The organism is Microbacterium lacus (assembly GCF_044794305.1).
Classification (GTDB): domain Bacteria; phylum Actinomycetota; class Actinomycetes; order Actinomycetales; family Microbacteriaceae; genus Microbacterium; species Microbacterium lacus_B.
The window spans coordinates 3,257,015-3,277,623 of the sequence record NZ_CP084996.1 but is presented as its reverse complement, the minus strand read 5'-3'; the positions used below and the strand labels follow the sequence as shown (position 1 = coordinate 3,277,623).

The window sequence follows — 20,609 nt, the reverse complement described above, 5'->3', positions numbered from 1 at the left end:
GAGATCCCCTTTGGTAGGAGGTGTGTGATCAGTGTGACGGAAGTTACTCCTGAGCACCACTCCCGCGCGGAATCGTACTCAGAGCTCGGCGTGGAGCTGCCAGACCCGATCGGCCGCTTCGCGCCAGGAGAACGCGCGCCCGCGGTCGCCCGAGAGCACCGCGAGTCGCTCGGCCGAAGAGGCCGATGACACCGCTTCGGCGAGCGCCGCAGCGAGAGATTCGGCGAGGGACGAAGCATCCGCCCCCTCTGCCAGCACCCCACCCTCGAAGATGACCTCACGATGCACGGGAGAGTCGGCGGCGATCACCGGCACACCGAGGGCGAGCGCGTCGACGACCCGCCACGGAAAAGCCGTGCGCTGGGCCGGGGCGACCAACGCAACGGTGGCGCCGAAGACTGCGGCTCGGTCGGGAGCCGCAAGAGCCCCGCGCAGGTGCATGCGTCGCTCGGGAATTCCGGATGCTGCAGCCAGGTCTGACATGGCCGGCTCTTGCCCTTCGGGTACGTCGACGACCACGACGGGTAGATCGACTCCGGTTTGCGCGATGGCCGCGAAAGCCACCGCGAGCGCATCGGAAGAGGCGGAACCGCCCGAGAGCAGCAGGAATCCCTCCGGGAGATTCAGCTCACGCCGGCGTCCGACCTCATCGCTCGGAACGGCGAAGCCGTAGGGCGCGGCCCCGGCAATGACGCGGATCCGGTCGCCGAGCTTGGGGGCGATCTCTGACAGACGCGCCAAATGGATGTGCGTCGGCACGACGACGGCGTCGGCATGCTTGACCGCGCGCTTGAGCATCGCCCGATTCCAGCTGACGGCGGAACGGCCGAGCTCGTCGGGTGACTCCCAGGCGCGAAGGTCCCACATCGTGATGACCGTCTGGTCATTGTCGTGCACACGATCGTGCCGCACGAGCGGCGCGAGCAGCGTTGGCGAGTGGATCATTCCCCCACCGATACCGGTGCCGACCCCCATCTGCAGCGCGGTGGCCAGCTCGCGGCGCGCTAACGCTGTGCGACGTACTCCGGCGATGCCCGGCACCGCCGCCGCACTCGGGTCTCCGCCGGCAGGCAAGATCGCCTCGACCTCGCAACCGGCAGGCTCGGCGATGACGAGCGCCGTCGCGAGTTCGCGGGATGCCTCGGCCAAGCCGGCATCCGTCGGCGCAACGAGTTGGTCGAGCATGACTCTGAGAGTCGCCGTCATGGAGCTATCCCTCGGTTCCCGGCGTGGGGGTCGGCGGGTGCAACGCCTGTCGGACCAGCTCCTGCACATACGCATAGTCGGGGTTGTACTCGTCGATACCGCCCTCAGGCGTCAATTCGATCGCCGTCACGGGCTGCTCTTTGGCCTTCAGGGCGAGCTCGGCCAGCACCGGACTCAGCGACTCGGGCAGATCGGTGTCGACGATGTCGGAGCCTGCCTGCGCGACGTCCTGGAAGCGGGTCAGGACGGTCTGCGGTGTGAACTGCGCGAGGATTGCCCGCTGCAGAATTCGCTGACGCTCCATCCGGTCGAAATCGCTCGTCGTGTAGCGGGAACGCGCGTACCACTGCGCCGTTTCGCCGTCCATGCGCTGGTTTCCTGCCTCGATCCACCCGGTCGCCCACTCCTCGACGGGCTGGCCGGGGTACGCAGGCCCGCCGCCCTCGGGAAGTCGCTCGGCCACGCTGATCTCGACGCCACCGAGCGCATCGATCAGCGACGCGAACCCGTGCATGTCGATGAACACGTAGTACGGAATCTCGATTCCGAGGATTCCCTCCGCGGCATCCTTGGTGGCTTCGACGCCGGGTGCAGAGCCGTTGTCGACGGCATCGGGGTACAGGAGGTTCCCGTCCTGGCACACCTCGACCTCGGTGCGCAGCTGGTTGACACCACTGCCCCACCCGCAGTTCGGGTCGGCATGGCCCTCGTGGCCGTTCGGGTAGCGGTCCTGCATCGGGCCCGCCGAGAAGGGGAAGTTCGGCATGTCGCGTGGGATGCCGGTGATCGTCGTCGCCCCCGTGGTGGCGTTGATCGAGGCCACCGAAATACTGTCGAAGCGCATGGAATCGCGACCCTCGCCGCTGTCGGCCCCGAGAAGGAGGATGTTGTAGTAGCCGTCCGAGGGGGGAACCGCAGGGCCACTGCCGCCGAAGATGTCGCCGATGGTCCCACGCAGGGTCCCCGCGGCGGTCGCGGCATATGCGGCGCCACCGCTGGATACCACCAGCAGGACGGCGGCGAGCCCCATGATGCCGAAGCGCGCCACACTGCCGGTGCGCACGAGGCGCACGATTCGGAGGGTGTCGATCGTCAGCACGAGCCACAACAGCGCGTAGGCGAACGCGAGCACCTGCGCGAGCAGGAGGACGAAGAAGTTCGTGGCCAGGGTGAGGAAAACCGTCTGCCACAGCAGCGCGCAAAGAGCCACGAGAACCACGACCACCCACAACGCCAGTGTCGCCGCGAGGCCGATGCGACCCAGGCGACGGTTGCCCGCAAGAGTCTGTGCCGAACCGGGGATGAGGAAGTTCAGAATCACGAGCCACCACCCGCGCCGCGTCATGACGGGACGCGAGGAGGCATTCGGGTACCGCATCGGACGCTCGTCGAGCATGCTCGGCGCAGCGGTCGGGGCGGCGACCCGCGGGCGCGGCGGGGTGGCCACGCTCACAGGGAGTCCTTCAGACGCCGGTTCTTCGCTTCGACCTGCGCTTCGAGATCACGGGCGTAGGCGTCGATCGCCGCGGCGGTGGAAGCATCCGTCGTCCCCAGAATTCGCGCCGCAAGCAGTCCCGCGTTCTTCGCTCCATTGATCGAGACGGTCGCGACCGGAATACCCGCCGGCATCTGGACGATGCTGAGCAGCGAATCCATGCCGTCGAGGGTCGCGAGCTGCACGGGAACCCCGATGACCGGCAACCCGGTGACGGAGGCGAGCATGCCCGGAAGGTGGGCGGCGCCACCTGCTCCGGCGATGATCACGCGGAGCCCGCGGTCCCGCGCCGAGCGTCCGTAGCGCAACAGCTTGTCAGGCGTCCGATGCGCCGAGACCACTTCTACTTCGTGCTCGATGCCGAACTCACTGAGCACCTGGGAAGCGTCGCTCATGATGCGCCAGTCCGAGTCCGAACCCATGACGACACCGACGAGAGGGGACTCTGAGGAGTGCAGGGCAGGGGTCACCAGTAAAGGCTAGGGCGAGAGCCTGGAAGAACACCGCAACGGCGCGGGTTTCAGCCCAGGAAGACGGATGCTGCGGCCCGGGCTTGATAGACCGCGTCATCGAGGTCGGGGCCAGCCGCCGTGACGTGACCGACCTTGCGGCCGGGCCGGGGCGCCTTGCCGTAGGTGTGCACCTTCGCCTCGGGATGGTCGGCCATCGCGGCCGCGAACCGCTCCTCGAGCCCGCCGTCCGCAGGACCGCCCAGGATATTCACCATCACCGACCAGGCCGCGCGCGGCGACGGGTCACCCAGAGGCAGATCGAGTACGGCACGCAAGTGCTGCTCGAACTGTCCGGTGACCGCGCCGTCTTGACTCCAGTGCCCGCTGTTGTGCGGACGCATCGCCAATTCGTTCACGAGCAGACGCTCGTCGGTGGTCTCGAACAGCTCGACCGCGAGCATCCCGGTGACGCCGAGCCCTTCAGCGATCGTCTCGCCGATCTGACGGGCAACGTCGATCAGCCGGGCGCCCGCGTGCGGCGCGGGGGCGATGACTTCGGCGCAGACCCCGCCCCGTTGCACGGTCTCGACCACCGGATAGGCCCGCATCTGCCCGGACGGGCGACGGGCGACCTGCTGCGCGAGCTCGCGCGAGAAGTCGACCAGTTCTTCCACGAGCAGGGCACCTCCACGTGCATCCTCGGCGAGAGCGGCGAACCAGTCGTCGGCTTCGGTCGCCGCGTGAACGACGCGCACGCCCTTGCCGTCGTAGCCTCCGCGCGGGGTCTTGACGACCGCACTCCCCCCGTGCGCATCGAGAAAGTCCTGCAAGTCCTGCGTGGTCGTGACGGCCGCCCATTCGGGCTGCGGCATCCCGAGCTCCGCCAAGCGCGCGCGCATCACGAGCTTGTCCTGCGCGACGGCGAGTGCTTCCGGGCTCGGATGCACCGACACACCCGCTGCGACGAGATCGGCCAGTACGTCCTGGGGAACATGTTCGTGGTCGAAAGTGATGACGTCGACGTCGCGGGCGAACTCCAGCACCGTCGCAGAGTCGCGGTAGTCGCCCACGGCAGATGCCGCGAGCGCGGCCGACATTCCGGCCTCTTCGGCCAGAACTCGAAGGTCGATGCCGATCTCGACCGCGGGGGCGATCATCATGCGAGCCAATTGGCCGCCGCCGACAACTCCGATGCGCAATGTCATGCGCCCATCATCCCAAAACTGCGGGGTCGCCCTCTACGGAAGAGGTGGCGCGGGCGGCAGCGGCGGCTGCGCATCGCGGTGCGCAAGAATCTGGTTGACCTCGACCTGATCTACGAGCACTTCGTGCACGAGCTCAGCACTGGGCACGTTCGCCATACGGATCGGCTCGTCCACGCCGTTGGAGAGTGTCAGGGTTCCCGCGCCCCACATCCGCTGCAGCAGCCCACGTCGCACCTGGACGCTATAGCCCCGCAGGTGCGCGAGTTCTCGTCGGCGCGCGATGACGACTCCGCGGCGCTCGATCACGCGTCGAGTGGTGATCGTGTACACGTGCGACCACCACGAGAGGAACGGCAGGAGGACGAGCAGGAAGAGGATGATGGCGGCCGCGGTCAGCAGCATCCAATTCTGAAACGGTGCAGGAAGATTGCCGAAGAAATAGCCCGTCACGCCGGCGACGGCGATGAGCACGAGAGCCGACCAGGTCAGCCGACGGGCATGGCCGCGAAAGCGGGCAACACGCAACTCAGGCGTCGGCGAGCCGGGCGCCGGGGTGATCGGCCGCCCACCGAAACTCATCGGCTGCGTCATGATCCCATTGTGCTGTCGAGCGCCGACACCGGTGTGTTGCCCCGCCGCCCGCGTGTCGAGCAGCGGGGGAAAACTCGCTCAGCGCACGTGCTCGACGTCTCCCGCCGAGACGGCGTGCTCTACCCCGAGCGGGTCGACCACGACCAGGCGGCCGTCCACGTCGATGCGCTGAGCGCGACCGATGAGCGCTTCGCTCGCCGGGAGCGACACCACAACGTCGCGCCCGAGGGTCACGCACAGCGACTCGATCTCACCCAGGACACCCGACGCCGCCGCATCACCGCCAGAAGCGGCGAGCGCCTGCACCTGCTCGTCGAGCGCCGTCAGATAGTCCGCAAGCAACCGGTCTTCGTCAGCCTCGAGCCCCAGTGTCAGAAACGACGATGCGGTATCGACCGGCAGATCGGTTGCGCTCATGCGCGTGTTGACGCCCGCACCCACGACGATGGAATCAGGATGCCCCGGCACGACCTCGGCCAGGATCCCGCAGATCTTCCCACCGTCCATCAGGACGTCATTCGGCCACTTCAGTCGAGCCGAATGCCCGGTGCCGTGGGTCTGCGCCTCGATCGCGCGGGTCATCGCCGCTCCAGCGATGAGCGGAATCCAGCCGCGCGATGCGGGCGGTATAGCCGACGCATCCACCAGCACAGACACCGCCAGTCCGGTGCCCGCAGGAGCCGTCCAACTTCGGTCCAACCGCCCACGGCCCGCGCGCTGGTCGTTCGTCAGCAGCAGCGAGAGGTGCGGCCACTGATCGGGGGCGTCGGCCACATGTCGCACGAGATCGGCATTGGTGGAATCGGTGGTCTCGATCGCCTGAACGCGCGGACTGATCGCGGCGACGAGAGGAAAGCCTTCTGCGGGAAACGGCATCCTTTCACGCTACTGCCCGATGACGAAGGATGGGTGGGCATCGCCGAGTGGGACAGCGGATCGGTGAAGCGCTTGTGTGAACCCTCCAACCTCCGGGGAGAGTGCGCCGATAGGGTGGAATCCGTGACCGATCAGCCCGACCTCTTCACCACTGCAGGCAAGATCGCCGACCTGCGCGCCCGCTATCAAGAGGCGGTGCTCGACCCCGAAGTGGTCGCCAAACAGAAGCAACACGCGAAGGGCAAGGGCACGGCGCGCGAGCGCATCGAGCTTCTCGTCGATACCGGCTCGTTCGTCGAACTCGATGAGTACGTCCGGCACCGCACCACGGCCTTCGGCATGGACAAGTCCCGCCCGTACGGCGATTCCGTCGTGACAGGGACGGGCACCATCCACGGTCGCACTGTGGCGGTCTACGCCCAGGACTTCTCTACCTTCGGCGGATCGCTGGGCGAGGCGGCCGGCGAGAAGATCATCAAGGTCATGGAGCTCGCCCTCCGCAGCGGAATCCCGATCGTCGGCATGCTCGACTCCGGTGGCGCCCGCATTCAAGAAGGCGTGGTCGCACTCGGCAAGTACGGTGAGATCTTCCGCCTGAACACCCGAGCATCCGGAGTCATCCCGCAGATCTCGATCATCATGGGACCGGCTGCTGGTGGCGCGGTGTACTCCCCCGCCCTCACCGACTTCGTCCTGATGGTCGACAAAACGAGCCAGATGTTCGTCACCGGCCCCGATGTCATCAAGACGGTGACGGGTGAAGACGTCGGGATGGAAGAACTCGGCGGCGCGTATACGCACAACACCCGTTCGGGTGTCGCGCACTATCTCGCCGAGGACGAAGACGATGCGATCGACTACGCGCGGACCCTCCTCGGCTTCCTCCCCGACAACAACATGTCGGAGCTTCCGGCGTACGAGCCGGTTTTCGAGTTCGAGACGACCGATGCTGATCGCTCGCTGAACACGATCATCCCCGACTCGCCCAACCAGCCGTACGACATCCACCAGGTCATCCGCCGGATAGTCGACAGCGAGGACTTCCTCGAGGTGCAGCCGCTGTTCGCCCCGAACATCGTGATCGGATTCGGGCGCATCGAAGGACGGTCGGTGGGCATCATCGCCAACCAGCCGTCACAGATGGCGGGGACCCTGAACATCGAAGCGGGCGAAAAGGCAAGCCGGTTCGTGCGGTTCTGCGACGCGTTCTCGATCCCGATCGTGACGCTGGTCGACGTCCCCGGCTATCTTCCCGGCACCGATCAGGAGTGGACCGGAGTGATCCGCCGCGGCGCCAAGCTGCTCTACGCATATGCCGAAGCGACCGTGCCGCTGGTCACCGTGATCCTCCGCAAGGCCTACGGCGGCGCGTACATCGTGATGGGTTCGAAGCAGTTGGGCGCAGACATCAACCTCGCCTGGCCTACCGCTGAGATTGCCGTCATGGGCGGGCAGGGCGCGGTCAACATCCTCTACCGCGGCGAAATCAAGAAGGCTGAAGAAGCCGGTGAAGATGTCGCGGCTGTCCGCACGCGCCTTGCGAACGAGTACACCTACAACGTCGCCTCGCCCTTCCTGGCCGCCGAGCGCGGCGAGCTGGACGGAATCATCGAGCCCGCTCAGACCCGCGTGGCCATCGCCAAGGCGTTGCGGGCGCTGCGCGGCAAGCGCTCGACGCTTCCGCCCAAGAAGCACGGGAACATTCCGCTGTGAGCGCCGACTCCCCCCCGGTTGATCCCACGGCCGTCGCCGTCGACGTTCGTCGCGGTGACCCGACGCCGGAAGAGCTCGCTGCGCTCATGGCTGTCGTCAGCGAGTCGTATGCCAGCGAGGCCGCGGCGACCGTAGTCGAAGACACGGCTGAGCGCACGGCGTGGTCTATCTCGCAACGCGGTCTGCGCGCACCGCTCCCTCGCGATGTCGGTTGGGGCCGGTTTATCGGCTAGGTCTCGAAATTGGGGGCATTTGTCCCCCAAACGACCTACAGACAACGCTCTGAATCCGTCAGATACTTGAGGGGCTGGAACGCGTTTTCGCGTTCGGCCGGCCTTCATCGCCTTCCGGGTGATGCCAAGGTTCGGCCAAACGAGCGGTTTTCGGGTAACCGCTCGCGAGGCGAGGGGCGGGCGGCTTCGCCGCCCCTCGCCTTCTTCGGTTGTTCGGTCCTCGCCCCGACTCCCCTCCCCCGCCGGGACGAGGACCGAATCCGACTTCAGCGGGTCGGGCGCTCGATCTCGCGCCAGAGGTCCACGGCATCCTCGTCCGACGGAAGGTGTTGATCTCCACGGTGCAATGCCGGTGAACGTCCGACGACGGTGACCGCCACCGTGTCGTGCGGCGACGTCCGGATGATCAGTCGGTCGGACTGCGCAGTACGCAACGTCTCAGCCAGTTCAGCGCGGACGACGGTCAGCGCCGTGTCGTCGAGTCCCTCCAGTCCGCCTTCATCGAGCACGGTCACGTTGGCGCCGCGGCGACGCGCGCGCTCAAGGGCGTCGCGCACGTCGTCATCTAGAAGGCCGGGAGCCCGGAGCTCGTCGCGCAACCGCCCCTCGGCGAGCCGAGCTTCGACGCGGTCTTCGGCGCTGAGCGCTCCCGCCGCAGCAACGGTGCGGGTGAGAGTGGGGCCGGCGATCTTCAGCGCACGCTGGATCTGAACGCGACGTTCTCGCTGCCGCACCACCTGCGCCGATTGCCAGCCCGAGGCCGCCCGTTGCAGTTCGGTGAGTTGCGCGGTGTCGCGGGCCGCGCGATCCAGTGCTCCGAGGAGCAATTGGGTCACTCCAACCCAGAGGAACGCCCCTACCAACCCCAGCGCGAGGGCCGGGAGAGGTCGCATCCACGCCATCGACGCGACAGCGAGCAACGCGATTCCGCTCCAGGCGACCCATGGTCGCCCACGCACCATGACGATCGTCATCAGCGCACCGATTCCGCCGAGATACCAGGTGGCGAACGATGCCGTGCGCGCGTCCTGTCCGACGCCGTACGCCACAGCGCTCGGAATGATCGCGGCGCAGGCCAGCCCCAGCACCGCACCCCACACCGGGAGTCGTGTCGTCGCGCCCCGCGCGGACATGGCGGTCGGATCAGCGGGGTTGGTCGGTGCCGCTGGCTCGCCACCCTCCGGTTCCCAGAACACACAGAGCCAGGTTGTGACCAAGAACAGGACGAGGGTGGCCACGACAACGTACGGATGCGGAACGGGTTCGGTCCACCACAGTCCTCGCACCGCGAGATACGCGGTGAAGGCGACGGCGAGACCGACAAGGATGTTGCGGACGCTGATCATGCGGCACCCCGCAGCCAGGTCAGTCGCACAGAGGTCCCTGCGTCGCTCGAGGTGATCGCCGTCGTTCCTCCCACCGCCGCCACCCGCGCGACGATCGATGCGCGGATGCCGAGTCGGTCTTCGGCGACGTCGTCGACCGCGAAGCCCGAACCGTTGTCGATGACGTCGATCCGCACCCAGACCCCGGTCGCGGTCACCCGCACCGACAGCTCGGATCCCTCTGCGTGCTGTAGCGCATTGGCCACGGCCTGGGTCGCCGCGAGCGCCAGCGCGCGAGCGACGCGGCCGGGTAGCGGAGCGACGCCGCGTACGTCACGCTCGACCTCGATGACGACGCCGAGTTCGGCGGCCGCCGCTTCGATGTCGTCGGCGATGGTTCGCGGTTCACGAGGGGCGTCGCTCCCCTCCTCGGCACCCTGCTCGGTGTTGGCCAGGCGCGTGAGCGCCTCACGCGCCATCGCCGTGGCGAGCATCTGCGCGCGCGGGCTTTCGGCACGCTCGGCCGCGATCAGAGCGGCCAACACGCTGTCGTGCATGAGTGCAGCCACCGCGACGCGTTCTTGTTCGGCCGCGTCTGCGGCTGCGGCCCGGGCGTACGAATGGACCGCTCGGGCGCGTGTTTCATCGACGTTCGCCGCCACGGCGCGAAAGACCCACGCCAACGTGAGCACGATACCCCCGATGATCAGCGTGAACGATACGTCGAGCCCGACCGCCAGCCAGAAGCCAGGGGTGAATCCGCCCTGCACCAGCCGCACAACGCCGAACATCACGGGCGCCAGCACCGTCCACACGATCTGCAGCGGAAGGGGGAAAGCGAGCACAGCGGCGAGGGTGGCGATGTTGACGAGATACCAAATCCAAGGCAGATCCGTCGCCTGCGGCTGGGAACCCGCTGTCGCGATCGGCCAGATCGCCAGCGCGAGCACGAAGATGACCGCGAAGGCGCCAGCGGCCAGGCGCACGCCTCTCCCGAGCACACACGCGAGGATCATCGCGCCGAGCGACACGAACACGACGGTGACCAGCGGATCACGCCACGCGGCCTGCTCTTCCGTGCTGCCGAGAATCGCGAACACGGCCTGTATGCCCAGCACCAGCGAACTCAAAGCCGCGATGAGCATGAAAATGCGTTCGATCCGAATGCGCGTGAAGGATCCCGCCGCCCCCGTGGCACCCCGTGTCGGGGCGATGTGCCCCCAGGCATCCTCGAGGGTGGCGGCGTCCGACGCGGTGGTCACCTGCGGGCGTCCTCGGCGAGATCGGCCGGTCCGTCCGGCTCGGCGAGGATGCCGTCCTCCATAGCCCGGCGGAGCAGATCGATCTTGGTCGGGGCGGGCCGACCGACCTCGACATACTTGATGCGCACTCGAGTGATGTTCTCTTTGGCTGTGGAGTACGCGACCCCCAGCTGATCGGCGACTGCTCGCAGCGGAAGACCTGCGGCGTACAGGCGCAGAACGTCACGCTCGCGTGCCGACAGTTGCGCGTCGGCGAACGCGCGGTCGCCGTCCACGGCACTGGCCCATTCGACGTTGTTCAGGGGCTCACCGTGGGCCACGGTGCGGATCGCACTCGTCACGTCGTCGATCGGGGAGGACTTGCTGACGACTCCGGCGGCACCGACGGCCAACGCCTCGCGGACCGCGGCCGGGCGATCGGCGACGGAATGGATGAGCACGCTGGAGCCGTCGGCGGCCAGCCTGCGCACGTTCTCGGTCACCGTCGTGCCGTCGCCGAGGGTGAGATCGAGCACGACGACGTCCGCGGGGGGCGAACCACTGAAGGCGCGCCAGTTCACGTAGTCGGTCACGGTGCTCCCCGAGAACACCACGACGAGCGTCGTTGCGCGGACGCATGCGGCCTCAAGTCCGAGACGAACCGACTCGTGGTCGTCGATCAGCGCGATCCTGGTCATGGCGTCGTGCCCGCGCCTTCTCGGGTGAGGAGTGCGACGGCCTCGACGTGGTGGGAGTTCGGAAAAAGGTCGACGGCGTCGACGCGGGAGGTCGCGTATCCGGCCGCACGGAAGGTACCGAGGTCGCGTGCCAGTGCGACAGGGTCACAGGCGACGTAGACGACTGTCGCCGGTCGCATCGCAGCGATACCCTCAACGACCTCACGTCCGGCGCCGGCACGCGGCGGGTCGAGAAGCACGACTCCGCGTGAGAGACGTTCGCGTTCGACAGCGGATGCTTCGGCCAGGTGCCGACCGATCCACCGGTCGACGCGACCGGTCACGGCGCGCGCGCCGGACCATTCGGCGAGGTTCTCGGACGCATGGAGGGTCGCGCGCTGATCGGATTCCACACTGGTGACGTGAGTGTGCTCGCCAGCGAGCCCCGCCAGCGTTGCGGCGAACAGTCCGACACCGCCGTAGAGGTCGAGGTGCGAGGCATCCGAATCGATTCCCACGCTGTGAAGAGTCTCGGTGACGAGCGAGGTGAGCGAGTGGGCCGCAAGGCGGTGCACCTGCCAGAATCCGCCGACATCGACCCGGAACTCCTTGTCGCCGACGCGTTCGATCACGACCTCACGACGCGGATCGGGTCCGCGATCGCTGCGGGTCCGTCGCGGCGCTCCCGTGACCGGGCGGACGTATTCGGGCCGCGCCAGAACGCGCACCTCGCCATCAGCGGGTTGTACCAGGTCGACGCGCCCGGTCTCGCCGTGACGGATGTCGAGGGCAGCGCTTTCGAGCGCGGCGGTGGCCAGCGGAAGGTCATCGACGGCGATCACCCGGTGACTACGCCCGGCGTACGGGCCGACGCGACCTTCGGCGTCGACGTGCAGGCTCACCCGTGTACGCCACCTGGTGCCGTCGGAGGTTTCGATCTGAGCGATCTCACCGCCACGAGAGAGGACGGATGCGGCAGGCGACATGGTGACCGGCGCCTCGAGTCCGCCGATCCGCTGAAGCGCATCGTGAATGACGGTCGACTTCAACTCGCGCTGGTGGGCGAGGTCGATGTGCCCGAAGTCGGCGCCGCCCGGGCGGCGCTCGGGGCGAACATCGATGTCGGCCTGACGCCACACGTGCGCGCGGCGATGGGGAGAGGCATCCAGCACCTCAATCGCATCGCCACGCCAGAACGAGTTCTTTCCGGTGTCGGTCAGTCGGACGCGCACGCGCTCGCCGGGAATCGAGTCGGGCACGAACACGACGCGTCCTTCGTGGCGCCCCACGAACACGCCGCCGTGGGCGACTCCTGTGATCTCGAGGTCAATGAGGTCGCCGTCAGCCATTGTTCGAGCATCCCACAGCACACGTCCCGCACGACTACCGTTACTTCATGCGCGTCTGCCTGGCCTCGACTTCACCCGCCCGTTCGATGTTGCTGCAGCAGTTCGGGATCCGTCCGCTCACCGTCGCCCCCGCTGTCGATGAAGAGGCTGTCATCGAGGCGGTCGAAGCTGCCGAGGGCCGCACACTCGCCCCCGACGAGCACGTTCTGCTGCTCGCACGCCGCAAAGCAGCCGAGGTCGCCGCCCGCCTGGTCGATGACATCCCCGACTTCGACGGCATCGTGATCGGCGGCGACTCGATGTTCGAACTCGCCGGCGAGGTGCTCGGCAAACCGCACACACCGGAGGTCGCCACCGCACGGTGGCGCGCGATGCGCGGGCGCACGGGTGTGCTGCACTCCGGTCACGCCGTCGTGCGCGTTCAGCCTGGCGCGGCATCGCGCGAAGTCCACGCGGTGGCCGAGGCATCCGTCACCTTCGCCGCCGACGTGAGCGACGCAGAGATCGACACCTACGTCGACTCCGGCGAGCCCCTCCAGGTTGCCGGGGCCTTCACGGTCGACAGTCTCGGTGGCGCGTTCATCGAGCGGGTGGAGGGGGATCCCTCCACGGTGGTCGGAATGTCGCTCTCGACGCTTCGGCACCTGGTCCGCGCGCTCGATGTCGAGTGGACCGCACTCTGGAACACGGTCGACCCCTCGCTCACCCCGCCGGAGGATGCACGTCCGGGGTTGTCGTAGGACACCCACGTTTTTGGCTGGTTCTTGTGCGAGCCAGCCAAAAGCGCAGCCGACGCCGTCGGTAGGCTGGCATCCATGCCCTCCATCGCCAAGGTGCTCATCGCTAACCGCGGCGAGATCGCCGTCCGTGTCATCCGCGCCGCGCGCGATGCCGGCAAGTCCTCCGTTGCCGTCTATGCCGACCAAGATCGAGACGCGATGCACGCGCGCCTCGCCGACGAGTCATATGCGCTTGAAGGCACGACGAGCGCCGAGACGTACCTGTCGATCGAGAAGATTCTCTCGGTGGCCCGCCGCTCCGGCGCGGACGCCGTCCACCCGGGCTACGGATTCCTGGCCGAGAACGCAGAGTTCGCCCGTGCGGTGATCGGCGCCGGTCTGATCTGGATCGGTCCCTCCCCCGAGGCGATCGAGTCTCTCGGCGACAAGGTGACCGCACGGCACGTGGCCGAGAAGGTCGGCGCACCCCTGGCCCCCGGTACCCCTGGACCCGTCGCCGATGCGTCCGAGGTCACAGCCTTCGCCGAAGAGTTCGGCATGCCCATCGCGATCAAGGCCGCGTACGGCGGCGGTGGGCGCGGACTCAAGGTCGCGCGCGAGTTCGACGAGATCACCGAGATGTTCGAGTCGGCGACCCGCGAAGCGATCTCAGCCTTCGGGCGAGGCGAGTGCTTCGTCGAGAAATACCTCGACAAGCCGCGACACGTCGAGACGCAGTGCTTGGCGGATGCCGCGGGCAACGTCGTCGTCGTCTCGACGCGCGACTGCTCCCTGCAGCGCCGCCACCAGAAGCTCGTCGAAGAAGCCCCGGCGCCGTTCCTCAGCGAAGAGCAGAACCGCATCCTGTACGACTCGTCCAAGGCGATCCTGCGGGAAGTGGGCTACGTCGGAGCCGGAACGTGCGAATTCTTGATCGGCGCGGACGGCACGATCTCGTTCCTCGAGGTCAACACCCGCCTGCAGGTCGAGCACCCCGTTTCTGAAGAAGTGACCGGCATCGATCTCGTCCGCGAGCAGTTCCGTCTCGCCGAGGGCGAAGAGCTCGGCTACGGCGACCCCGAGACTGTCGGCCACGCGATCGAGTTCCGCGTCAACGGTGAGGACCCGGGCCGTGGTTTCCTCCCGCAGCCGGGCCCGATTCATGTCTTCAAGACCTTCGGCGGCCCGGGCATCCGCCTGGACTCGGGCGTGACCGCGGGCGACAGCGTCTCGGGCGCGTTCGACTCCCTGCTGGCGAAGATCATCGTCACCGGTCGCGACCGCGCAGAAGCACTCGAGCGTGCGCGGCGTGCGCTGGACGAGTTCGAGGTCGCGGGCCTCCCGACCGTGCTGCCGTTCCACCGCAAGGTCGTCCGCGACCCCGCGTTCACCGCGGAGGACGGCAACTTCGGCGTCTACACTCGGTGGATCGAGACCGAGTTCGTGAACGACATCCCACCGTGGGATGGCGAGCTCGAGGCCCCGGCGGCCGCCGAAGCCCGGCACACCGTGGTCGTCGAGGTCTCGGGCAAGCGCCTCGAAGTCAGTCTCCCCGACCGCATCGTCGCCGCACCGACGAAGATCGGTCGACCCACCGCCGTGCCACCCTCACGCCGCACCCATTCGACGACCGTCATGGCCGGAGCCTCCGGAGACGCCGTCAAGGCCCCCATGCAGGCGACGATCGTGAAGGTCGCCGTCGAAGAGGGCCAGCAGGTCGTCAAGGGCGAACTGGTGGTCGTGCTCGAAGCGATGAAGATGGAGCAGCCGATCCAGGCGCACAAGGACGGCACCGTCGGCGGGATCAATGCGTCAGCCGGCACCACCGTCTCGGCCGGTCACCAACTCCTGACCATCAGCTGACGCCTGACCGCGAGAACCCAATCCCGCGACGAGAACACCGGTGTAGACCGAGCTTTCGTCGGCGGACTGGGTTCTCGCGGTCAGCGCGGCAGAGCGACTCGTCCGGGCTCAGCCGTCCTCGTTGGCCCGATCGACGATGTGCATCGCCCTCGCAGCGTCGGTGATGCTGCCGGTGAGCGAGGGGTAGACCGCGAATACTCGCGAGAGCTGATCGACGGTGAGGCGACGTTCGACGGCGATCGCGATCGGATAGATCAGTTCGGATGCTCGGGGCCCGACGATCACGCCACCAATGACCGTGCCGCTGCCCTGACGGGCGAGAAGCTTCACGAAACCATCCTTGAAGCCCATCATCTTCGCCCGGGGGTTCGACGTGAGCGGGAGCTTGTGAACGACGGCGTTGATCAAGCCTTCCTCGACGTCCTTCTCCTGCCACCCGATCGTGGCGATCTCGGGTGCGGTGAAGATGTTCGAGGTGATGCGTCGGCGCTCGAGCGGAATGACGACATCACCCAACGCGTGGAACACGGCCGTGCGTCCCTGCATCGCCGCCACTGAGGCGAGCGGCATGAAGGTCGTGCAGTCACCGGCCGCGTAGATGTTCGGCACCGACGTGCGCGCGACGCGGTTGACCTGGATGTGGCCGGACTCGGTCAACTGGATGCCGGCTTCTTCGAGGCCGATTCCTGCGGTATTCGGGATGGATCCCACGGCCATGAGGCAGTGGCTGCCCTCGATCGTGCGTCCGTCGGACAGCGTGACCAGGACGCCGTCCTCCGTGCGCTCGACCTTGTCGGCGCGGGCCTTGGACAACAGCTTCATGCCGCCGCGCTTGAACACGCGCTCGAGGACGGCCGCCGCATCCGCATCCTCACCCGGCAACACTTGCTCGCGGCTGGAGATCAACGTGACCTGTGCGCCCAGATTCATGTAGGCACCGGCGAACTCGGCACCGGTGACGCCCGACCCGACCACGATCAGGTGCGAGGGCAGCGACTTCATGTCGTACAGCTGTGTCCACGTGAGGATGCGTTCGCCGTCGGGCTTGGCCGTCGGCAACTCGCGCGGCGATGCTCCGACCGAGACGACGAAAGTGTCGGCTTCGACGCGGTCGAAGTCGGTCCCGCCGGGGCCTGTCGAGACGATGACCGCGGTGTCGCCCTCGAGCCGACCGTGACCCGAGATGATCCGAACACCCGCTTCGACCAGCGTGGCGCGCATGTCGTCGGACTGCTGACGAGCCAGGGCCAGCAGACGCTTGTTGACCGCCGTGAGGTTGATCGCGATCTCGGGCTTGAGGGGCTTACCCTCGGCCGTCTTCGCGAAGAGCTGCACGCCGAGGTCTCCGGCACCGGCGATCGCGATGGCCGCATCTGCGGTGGCGATCAAGGTCTTCGACGGAACGACATCGGTGATGACAGCCGATCCACCCACGCCCGCGCGCTCGACGAGCGTGACTTCAGCTCCGAGTTGCGCGGCGGCGAGTGCGGCTTCATAGCCTCCGGGACCGCCACCGATGATCGCGACGGATTGAGTGCGCTCGAAGCTCAAGGACATGGCATCCATTCTCTCCCCCAGGCGGCCTGTACCACGACACGTCTCGTGCGCGTATCTGGCACTGCGCGCCGCAGGTTCCTAGAGTGGTGGGCATGTCAGAGATCTCCATCAACCCGCTCGACGATCCGAATGCGGATCCGTTCGAGGTCGCCGCCGCTGCCGCCGCCGACATCGGACGACTCACTGGTGTGGAGCGGCATGACATTGCCCTGACGCTGGGCAGCGGATGGGGTAAGGCTGCCGAACTGCTCGGCGAGACGGTCGCAACCTTTCCCGCCACCGAGGTGACCGGGTTCAGCGCCCCCGCTCTCGAAGGACATGCCGGCACGCTGCGCAGTGTACGCACGCCCAAGGGGCGGCACGTGCTGGTCATCGGCGCACGCACGCACTTCTATGAGGGCCACGGGGTGCGCAGAGTCGTGCACAGTGTGCGCACAGCGGCCGCCGCCGGAGTGCGCACCATGGTGCTCACGAACGGCGCCGGCGGCATCAAGCCGAACTGGAAGCCCGGCACTCCCGTGCTCATCAGCGATCACATCAACCTCACCTCGGCTTCACCGCTCGAGGGCGCGACCTTCATCGATCTCACCGACCTCTACTCGATGCGACTGCGGGATCTCGCACGCACGATCGACCCGAGCCTCGACGAGGGCGTCTACTGCCAGTTCCGCGGACCGCAGTACGAGACGCCCGCCGAGGTGCGCATGGCCAAGACATTCGGCGGACATATCGTCGGAATGTCGACCGCGCTCGAAGCGATCGCCGCCCGACAGACGGGCATGGAGGTTCTCGGCTTCTCGCTGATCACCAACATGGCGGCAGGAATTCAGACCACGCCGCTCAGCCACCAAGAAGTCATCGAAGCCGGCCGCGACGCCGAGCCGGTCATCTCGTCGTTGCTCGCCCGCGTGATCGGGGCGATGTGAGCGCGGTCGATCCGGCGTTGCGCGATCAAGCGCAGTCGTGGCTCGCGCAAGACCCGGACCCTCAGACGCGTGAAGAGTTGCGTTCGCTGCTGACGGCAGCACAGGACGGGGATGCTGCGGCGGCAGCCGATCTCGCCGATCGGTTCGACGGCCGCTTGGCGTTCGGCACGGCAGGGCTCAGAGGCGAGCTCGGTGCGGGCAGCAACAGGATGAACCGCGTGTTGGTCTGCCAGGCCGCGGCGGGACTCGCTCGCTACCTCTTGGCGAACGTCAACCCTGACGGCGAGACCCCGACGGTCATCGTCGGCTACGACGGACGGCGCAACTCCGACGTCTTCGCCCGCGACTCGGCCGAGATCTTTGCGGGAGCGGGGCTACGCGCCATCCTCCTCCCGCGTCTCCTTCCCACGCCCGTGCTCGCATTCGCGGTGCGCCACTACGCCGCCGCCGCCGGTGTCATGGTCACCGCATCCCACAACCCGCCCAACGACAACGGCTACAAGGTGTACCTCGGCGGCGCCAATGAGGGCGCCCAGATCGTCTCACCCGCCGATGCCGACATCGCCGCGCACATCGATGCGGTCGCAGCCGACGGCGACATTGCCGCGCTGCCGCGCTCGCTCGCGGTCCAGACGGCCCCTGAGTCGGTGGTCGAGGAGTACATCGCCGCGACGGCCGCCGTCGCACCCGCGCCCGAAGGCGCGGAGGGTCTGGCCTGGGTCTACACCGCCATGCACGGCGTGGGGTGGCAGACGCTGGCACGCATCGTGGAGGATGCCGGGTACCCGTCGCCTGCCCTCGTCGACGCCCAGATCCAGCCCGATGGCGCTTTTCCCACCGTCGCGTTCCCCAATCCCGAAGAGCCCGGAGCGATGGACTTGGCGTTCGAGACCGCGCGTGCGGTGGGCGCCGAGCTGATCATCGCAAACGACCCGGACGCCGACCGGCTCGCCGTGGCGATTCCGGACGACTCTGTCGATGGCGGGTGGCGCAAACTCTCGGGCAACCAGATCGGATTGCTGCTGGGCTGGCGCGCCGCTGCGCACGCGGCCGAAGCCGGTCACACCGAAGGCGCTTCACTGGCGTGCTCGCTCGTGTCGTCGCCCGGGCTCGCCGCGATCGCCTCCCACTACGGCCTCGACTTCCACTCCACCCTCACCGGTTTCAAATGGATCTCGCGCGCACCCGGCATCATCTTCGGGTTCGAAGAGGCACTGGGCTACCTGGTCAACCCCGACACCGTCCGCGACAAGGACGGAATCTCGGCAGCAATCGCGATGCTCGGTATCGCGTCCGAGGCACGCGGCCGCGGAGCGTCGGTCGCTGATCTGCTGAGTGAGTTCGACGCGACCTTCGGGGCCTTCGCCAGCGATCAGGTATCGATCCGGGTCGACGACGTCTCGACGATCGGGCGCATCATGGCGGCGCTGCGGGCGCAGCATCCGTCCGCCATCGGCGATGTGGCCGTTGATCGAGTCGACGACCTGCTCGAAGGCGTGGACGGCTTCCCTCCCGGTGACGTGCTGCGCCTCTGGCTCGTCGACGGATCGCGCATGATCGTTCGCCCGAGCGGCACCGAGCCGAAACTCAAGATCTACCTCGACGTGCAGGCGGACACCCGACAGGGGGCCGACGAGCGCATTGCAGCTCTTGCGGCGGGAGCCCGGGCGCTCCTCGACGACCTCGCCTGAGCGAACGTCCGACCTCGCGGCTAGGGTGTCTGTGCGCGACTTTTCGCGCGCGGTGCAGGACGGGAGTGGCGGATGGTCGGCGCGCAAGCGGACGATGAGAACGTGACGGATGCCTCGGCATCGGCATCCGACCCGGCGCACTGGCTCCGCAAGACGGTCCTGTTCCTCAGCGGACAGACGGTCAGCCTGTTCGGCTCGATGCTCGTGCAGTACGCGGTCTTCTGGTATCTGACGATCACCTACCAGTCGGGCGTCATCATGATGCTCGCGGCGCTGTTCGGGTTTCTTCCGCAGGCGATCATCTCGATCTTCGGCGGTGTGTGGGCAGACCGGCACAACCGCAAGTTCCTGATCATCGGCGCGGACTCCGCGATCGCTCTGACGACGCTCGCGTTGGCGATCATCATGATGAACGGCATCGACGCGCCGTGGATCATCTTCCTCGCGCTGGCGATCCGCTCGGCCGGAGCCGGCATCCAGATGCCGGCGGTCGCGGCGCTGCTTCCCCAAATCGTGCCCATGCGCAATCTCATTCGGGTGAACGGCATCAACGGCTCGATTCAGTCGGCCATGGCGCTGCTCTCTCCCGCCGCCGCCGGCGCCATCTACGCGTGGTCATCCGCGTCAACGGGCGGTTCATCGGCCGCGCTCGTACCGATCTTCTTCATCGACTTCGTGACCGCGGTGATCGGAATCGGGTTCTTGCTGCTCATTCCCGTGGCCGCCGTGCGGCGCGCGAGCGACGTCGAGACCGGGTACTTCGCCGACCTCGTCGACGGCGTGAAATACATCGCCCATCACGCGTTCGTGCGGTGGCTGCTCATCCTGTTCGCCGTCATCTTCGTGCTCACCGTCGCACCGTCCAACCTCACCCCGCTGATGCTCGTGCGCTCGTTCGACGCGGGCGAGCAGCAGAACGTCGTCAACCTCGCCGTGCTCGAGGTCGCCTTCAGCATCGGCATGGTGCTCGGCGGCATCCTGGTCGCGTCGATCTTCGCGAAGCGCAGTCGCATCGGCATGATCATCACCTCCTCCGTGGTGTTCGGCGGACTGTCGATCGGCTTGGGTCTGTCGGGCAACATCTGGCTGTTCTTCGGGTTCATGTTCCTGGTGGGTCTCGCGGTGCCGTTCTTCTCGACACCGTCCTTCACGCTTCTGCAAGAGACCGTCGAGCCCGAGCGTCAGGGCCGCGTCTTCGGCTTCGTCGGCATCGTGATGGCACTTGCCATGCCGTTGGGCATGCTCGTCTTCGGACCCCTCGCCGATGTCGTGTCGATCGAGGTCCTGCTGATCGCCGCCGGAATCCTGACCTTCGTGGTGATGGCTGCGGCGCTCCTCCTCCCCGCTGGCAAGCGCGCCATCGCTGCGGCGCGGTCAGCCTCACAGCTGCCGGGCGATGATCCGGCCGAAGCGGCCGCCGCGGTCGAAGAGGCCATGCACCCGCAGGACCCTGATCGGTAACGTCGTCGCCGGAGTCGGGATCTAGGCTC

General features: G+C 67.4%; 18 protein-coding genes. 7 read left to right on the top strand and 11 right to left on the bottom strand.

Going from position 1 to position 20,609, the window contains the following annotated elements; genetic code table 11:
• Positions 1-78 precede the first annotated feature (78 nt).
• The 6 genes from LG299_RS15395 to LG299_RS15370 all read right to left on the bottom strand — a co-directional run bounded on the left by LG299_RS15395 (position 79) and on the right by LG299_RS15370 (position 5,825).
• Positions 79-1,206, bottom strand: coding sequence for a glycosyltransferase (locus LG299_RS15395; protein WP_404431780.1), 1,128 nt, complete (start codon positions 1,204-1,206; stop codon positions 79-81).
• Positions 1,207-1,210: 4 nt separating this feature from the next.
• Positions 1,211-2,659, bottom strand: coding sequence for an LCP family protein (locus LG299_RS15390; RefSeq protein ID WP_404431778.1), 1,449 nt, complete (start codon positions 2,657-2,659; stop codon positions 1,211-1,213).
• Positions 2,656-3,123 (bottom strand): 5-(carboxyamino)imidazole ribonucleotide mutase, encoded by a 468-nt coding sequence (gene purE, locus LG299_RS15385; protein WP_404434920.1) that lies wholly within the window; start codon positions 3,121-3,123, stop codon positions 2,656-2,658. The genes LG299_RS15390 and purE overlap by 4 nt, the downstream gene beginning before the upstream one ends.
• A 98-nt stretch (positions 3,124-3,221) precedes the next feature.
• Positions 3,222-4,358: a 5-(carboxyamino)imidazole ribonucleotide synthase gene (locus LG299_RS15380; protein WP_404431776.1), complete on the bottom strand. Its 1,137-nt coding sequence runs from the start codon at positions 4,356-4,358 to the stop codon at positions 3,222-3,224.
• A 33-nt stretch (positions 4,359-4,391) separates the two neighbouring features.
• Positions 4,392-4,949, bottom strand: a complete 558-nt coding sequence (locus LG299_RS15375; protein WP_404431774.1) for a PH domain-containing protein — start codon at positions 4,947-4,949, stop codon at positions 4,392-4,394.
• Between the two features lie 78 nt (positions 4,950-5,027).
• Entirely contained in the window at positions 5,028-5,825 is a 798-nt protein-coding gene (locus LG299_RS15370; protein ID WP_404431772.1) for a biotin--[acetyl-CoA-carboxylase] ligase, read from the bottom strand.
• A 123-nt stretch (positions 5,826-5,948) separates the two neighbouring features.
• Between LG299_RS15370 and LG299_RS15365 the strand changes: the two genes are divergently transcribed.
• Entirely contained in the window at positions 5,949-7,538 is a 1,590-nt protein-coding gene (locus tag LG299_RS15365) for an acyl-CoA carboxylase subunit beta (RefSeq protein WP_404431769.1), read from the top strand.
• Positions 7,535-7,771 (top strand): acyl-CoA carboxylase subunit epsilon, encoded by a 237-nt coding sequence (locus LG299_RS15360; protein WP_404431767.1) that lies wholly within the window; start codon positions 7,535-7,537, stop codon positions 7,769-7,771. Before LG299_RS15365 ends, LG299_RS15360 begins: the two co-directional genes overlap by 4 nt.
• A 266-nt stretch (positions 7,772-8,037) precedes the next feature.
• On the opposite strand, the gene LG299_RS15355 is transcribed toward LG299_RS15360, so the two are convergent.
• The 4 genes from LG299_RS15355 to LG299_RS15340 are packed head-to-tail and all read right to left on the bottom strand — an operon-like array spanning position 8,038 to position 12,363.
• Positions 8,038-9,117 (bottom strand): hypothetical protein, encoded by a 1,080-nt coding sequence (locus LG299_RS15355; RefSeq protein ID WP_404431765.1) that lies wholly within the window; start codon positions 9,115-9,117, stop codon positions 8,038-8,040.
• Entirely contained in the window at positions 9,114-10,358 is a 1,245-nt protein-coding gene (locus tag LG299_RS15350; protein ID WP_404431763.1) for an ATP-binding protein, read from the bottom strand. Before LG299_RS15350 ends, LG299_RS15355 begins: the two co-directional genes overlap by 4 nt.
• Positions 10,355-11,035: a response regulator gene (locus tag LG299_RS15345; protein WP_404431761.1), complete on the bottom strand. Its 681-nt coding sequence runs from the start codon at positions 11,033-11,035 to the stop codon at positions 10,355-10,357. The genes LG299_RS15350 and LG299_RS15345 overlap by 4 nt, the downstream gene beginning before the upstream one ends.
• On the bottom strand, positions 11,032-12,363 hold the full coding sequence (locus tag LG299_RS15340) for a class I SAM-dependent RNA methyltransferase (protein WP_404431759.1): 1,332 nt from the start codon (positions 12,361-12,363) through the stop codon (positions 11,032-11,034). Before LG299_RS15340 ends, LG299_RS15345 begins: the two co-directional genes overlap by 4 nt.
• A gap of 47 nt (positions 12,364-12,410) precedes the next feature.
• Here LG299_RS15340 and LG299_RS15335 point away from each other — a divergent pair, with 47 nt between their 5' ends.
• Entirely contained in the window at positions 12,411-13,103 is a 693-nt protein-coding gene (locus tag LG299_RS15335) for a Maf family protein (RefSeq protein ID WP_404431757.1), read from the top strand.
• A 75-nt stretch (positions 13,104-13,178) separates the two neighbouring features.
• Positions 13,179-14,945, top strand: a complete 1,767-nt coding sequence (locus tag LG299_RS15330) for an acetyl/propionyl/methylcrotonyl-CoA carboxylase subunit alpha (protein WP_404431755.1) — start codon at positions 13,179-13,181, stop codon at positions 14,943-14,945.
• Between the two features lie 108 nt (positions 14,946-15,053).
• Here the strand turns inward: LG299_RS15330 and LG299_RS15325 are convergent, their stop codons facing one another.
• Positions 15,054-16,502, bottom strand: a complete 1,449-nt coding sequence (locus LG299_RS15325) for an NAD(P)H-quinone dehydrogenase (protein ID WP_404431753.1) — start codon at positions 16,500-16,502, stop codon at positions 15,054-15,056.
• A 92-nt stretch (positions 16,503-16,594) separates the two neighbouring features.
• On the opposite strand from LG299_RS15325, the gene LG299_RS15320 reads away from it, so the two are divergent.
• The 3 genes from LG299_RS15320 to LG299_RS15310 all read left to right on the top strand — a co-directional run bounded on the left by LG299_RS15320 (position 16,595) and on the right by LG299_RS15310 (position 20,580).
• The gene (locus LG299_RS15320) at positions 16,595-17,428 is read left to right on the top strand and encodes a purine-nucleoside phosphorylase (RefSeq protein WP_404431751.1); all 834 of its coding nucleotides are present in this window, start codon (positions 16,595-16,597) and stop codon (positions 17,426-17,428) included.
• Positions 17,425-19,119 carry a phospho-sugar mutase gene (locus LG299_RS15315; protein WP_404431749.1) on the top strand — a complete coding sequence of 565 codons (1,695 nt, stop codon included), beginning with the start codon at positions 17,425-17,427 and terminating at the stop codon, positions 19,117-19,119. The genes LG299_RS15320 and LG299_RS15315 overlap by 4 nt, the downstream gene beginning before the upstream one ends.
• Before the next feature lie 72 nt (positions 19,120-19,191).
• Positions 19,192-20,580 (top strand): MFS transporter, encoded by a 1,389-nt coding sequence (locus LG299_RS15310; protein ID WP_404431747.1) that lies wholly within the window; start codon positions 19,192-19,194, stop codon positions 20,578-20,580.
• The last annotated feature ends 29 nt before the right edge of the window (positions 20,581-20,609 follow it).

Bases quoted from the DNA above. Each gene is read 5' to 3' on its own strand.
- LG299_RS15395 (WP_404431780.1), bottom strand. From the start codon at position 1,206: ATGACGGCGACTCTCAGAGTCATGCTCGACCAACTCGTTGCGCCGACG.
- purE (WP_404434920.1), bottom strand. From the start codon at position 3,123: ATGGGTTCGGACTCGGACTGGCGCATCATGAGCGACGCTTCCCAGGTG.
- LG299_RS15380 (WP_404431776.1), bottom strand. From the start codon at position 4,358: ATGACATTGCGCATCGGAGTTGTCGGCGGCGGCCAATTGGCTCGCATG.
- LG299_RS15375 (WP_404431774.1), bottom strand. From the start codon at position 4,949: ATGACGCAGCCGATGAGTTTCGGTGGGCGGCCGATCACCCCGGCGCCC.
- LG299_RS15370 (WP_404431772.1), bottom strand. From the start codon at position 5,825: ATGCCGTTTCCCGCAGAAGGCTTTCCTCTCGTCGCCGCGATCAGTCCG.
- LG299_RS15355 (WP_404431765.1), bottom strand. From the start codon at position 9,117: ATGATCAGCGTCCGCAACATCCTTGTCGGTCTCGCCGTCGCCTTCACC.
- LG299_RS15345 (WP_404431761.1), bottom strand. From the start codon at position 11,035: ATGACCAGGATCGCGCTGATCGACGACCACGAGTCGGTTCGTCTCGGA.
- LG299_RS15340 (WP_404431759.1), bottom strand. From the start codon at position 12,363: ATGGCTGACGGCGACCTCATTGACCTCGAGATCACAGGAGTCGCCCAC.
- LG299_RS15335 (WP_404431757.1), top strand. From the start codon at position 12,411: ATGCGCGTCTGCCTGGCCTCGACTTCACCCGCCCGTTCGATGTTGCTG.
- LG299_RS15330 (WP_404431755.1), top strand. From the start codon at position 13,179: ATGCCCTCCATCGCCAAGGTGCTCATCGCTAACCGCGGCGAGATCGCC.
- LG299_RS15325 (WP_404431753.1), bottom strand. From the start codon at position 16,502: ATGTCCTTGAGCTTCGAGCGCACTCAATCCGTCGCGATCATCGGTGGC.
- LG299_RS15320 (WP_404431751.1), top strand. From the start codon at position 16,595: ATGTCAGAGATCTCCATCAACCCGCTCGACGATCCGAATGCGGATCCG.
- LG299_RS15310 (WP_404431747.1), top strand. From the start codon at position 19,192: ATGGTCGGCGCGCAAGCGGACGATGAGAACGTGACGGATGCCTCGGCA.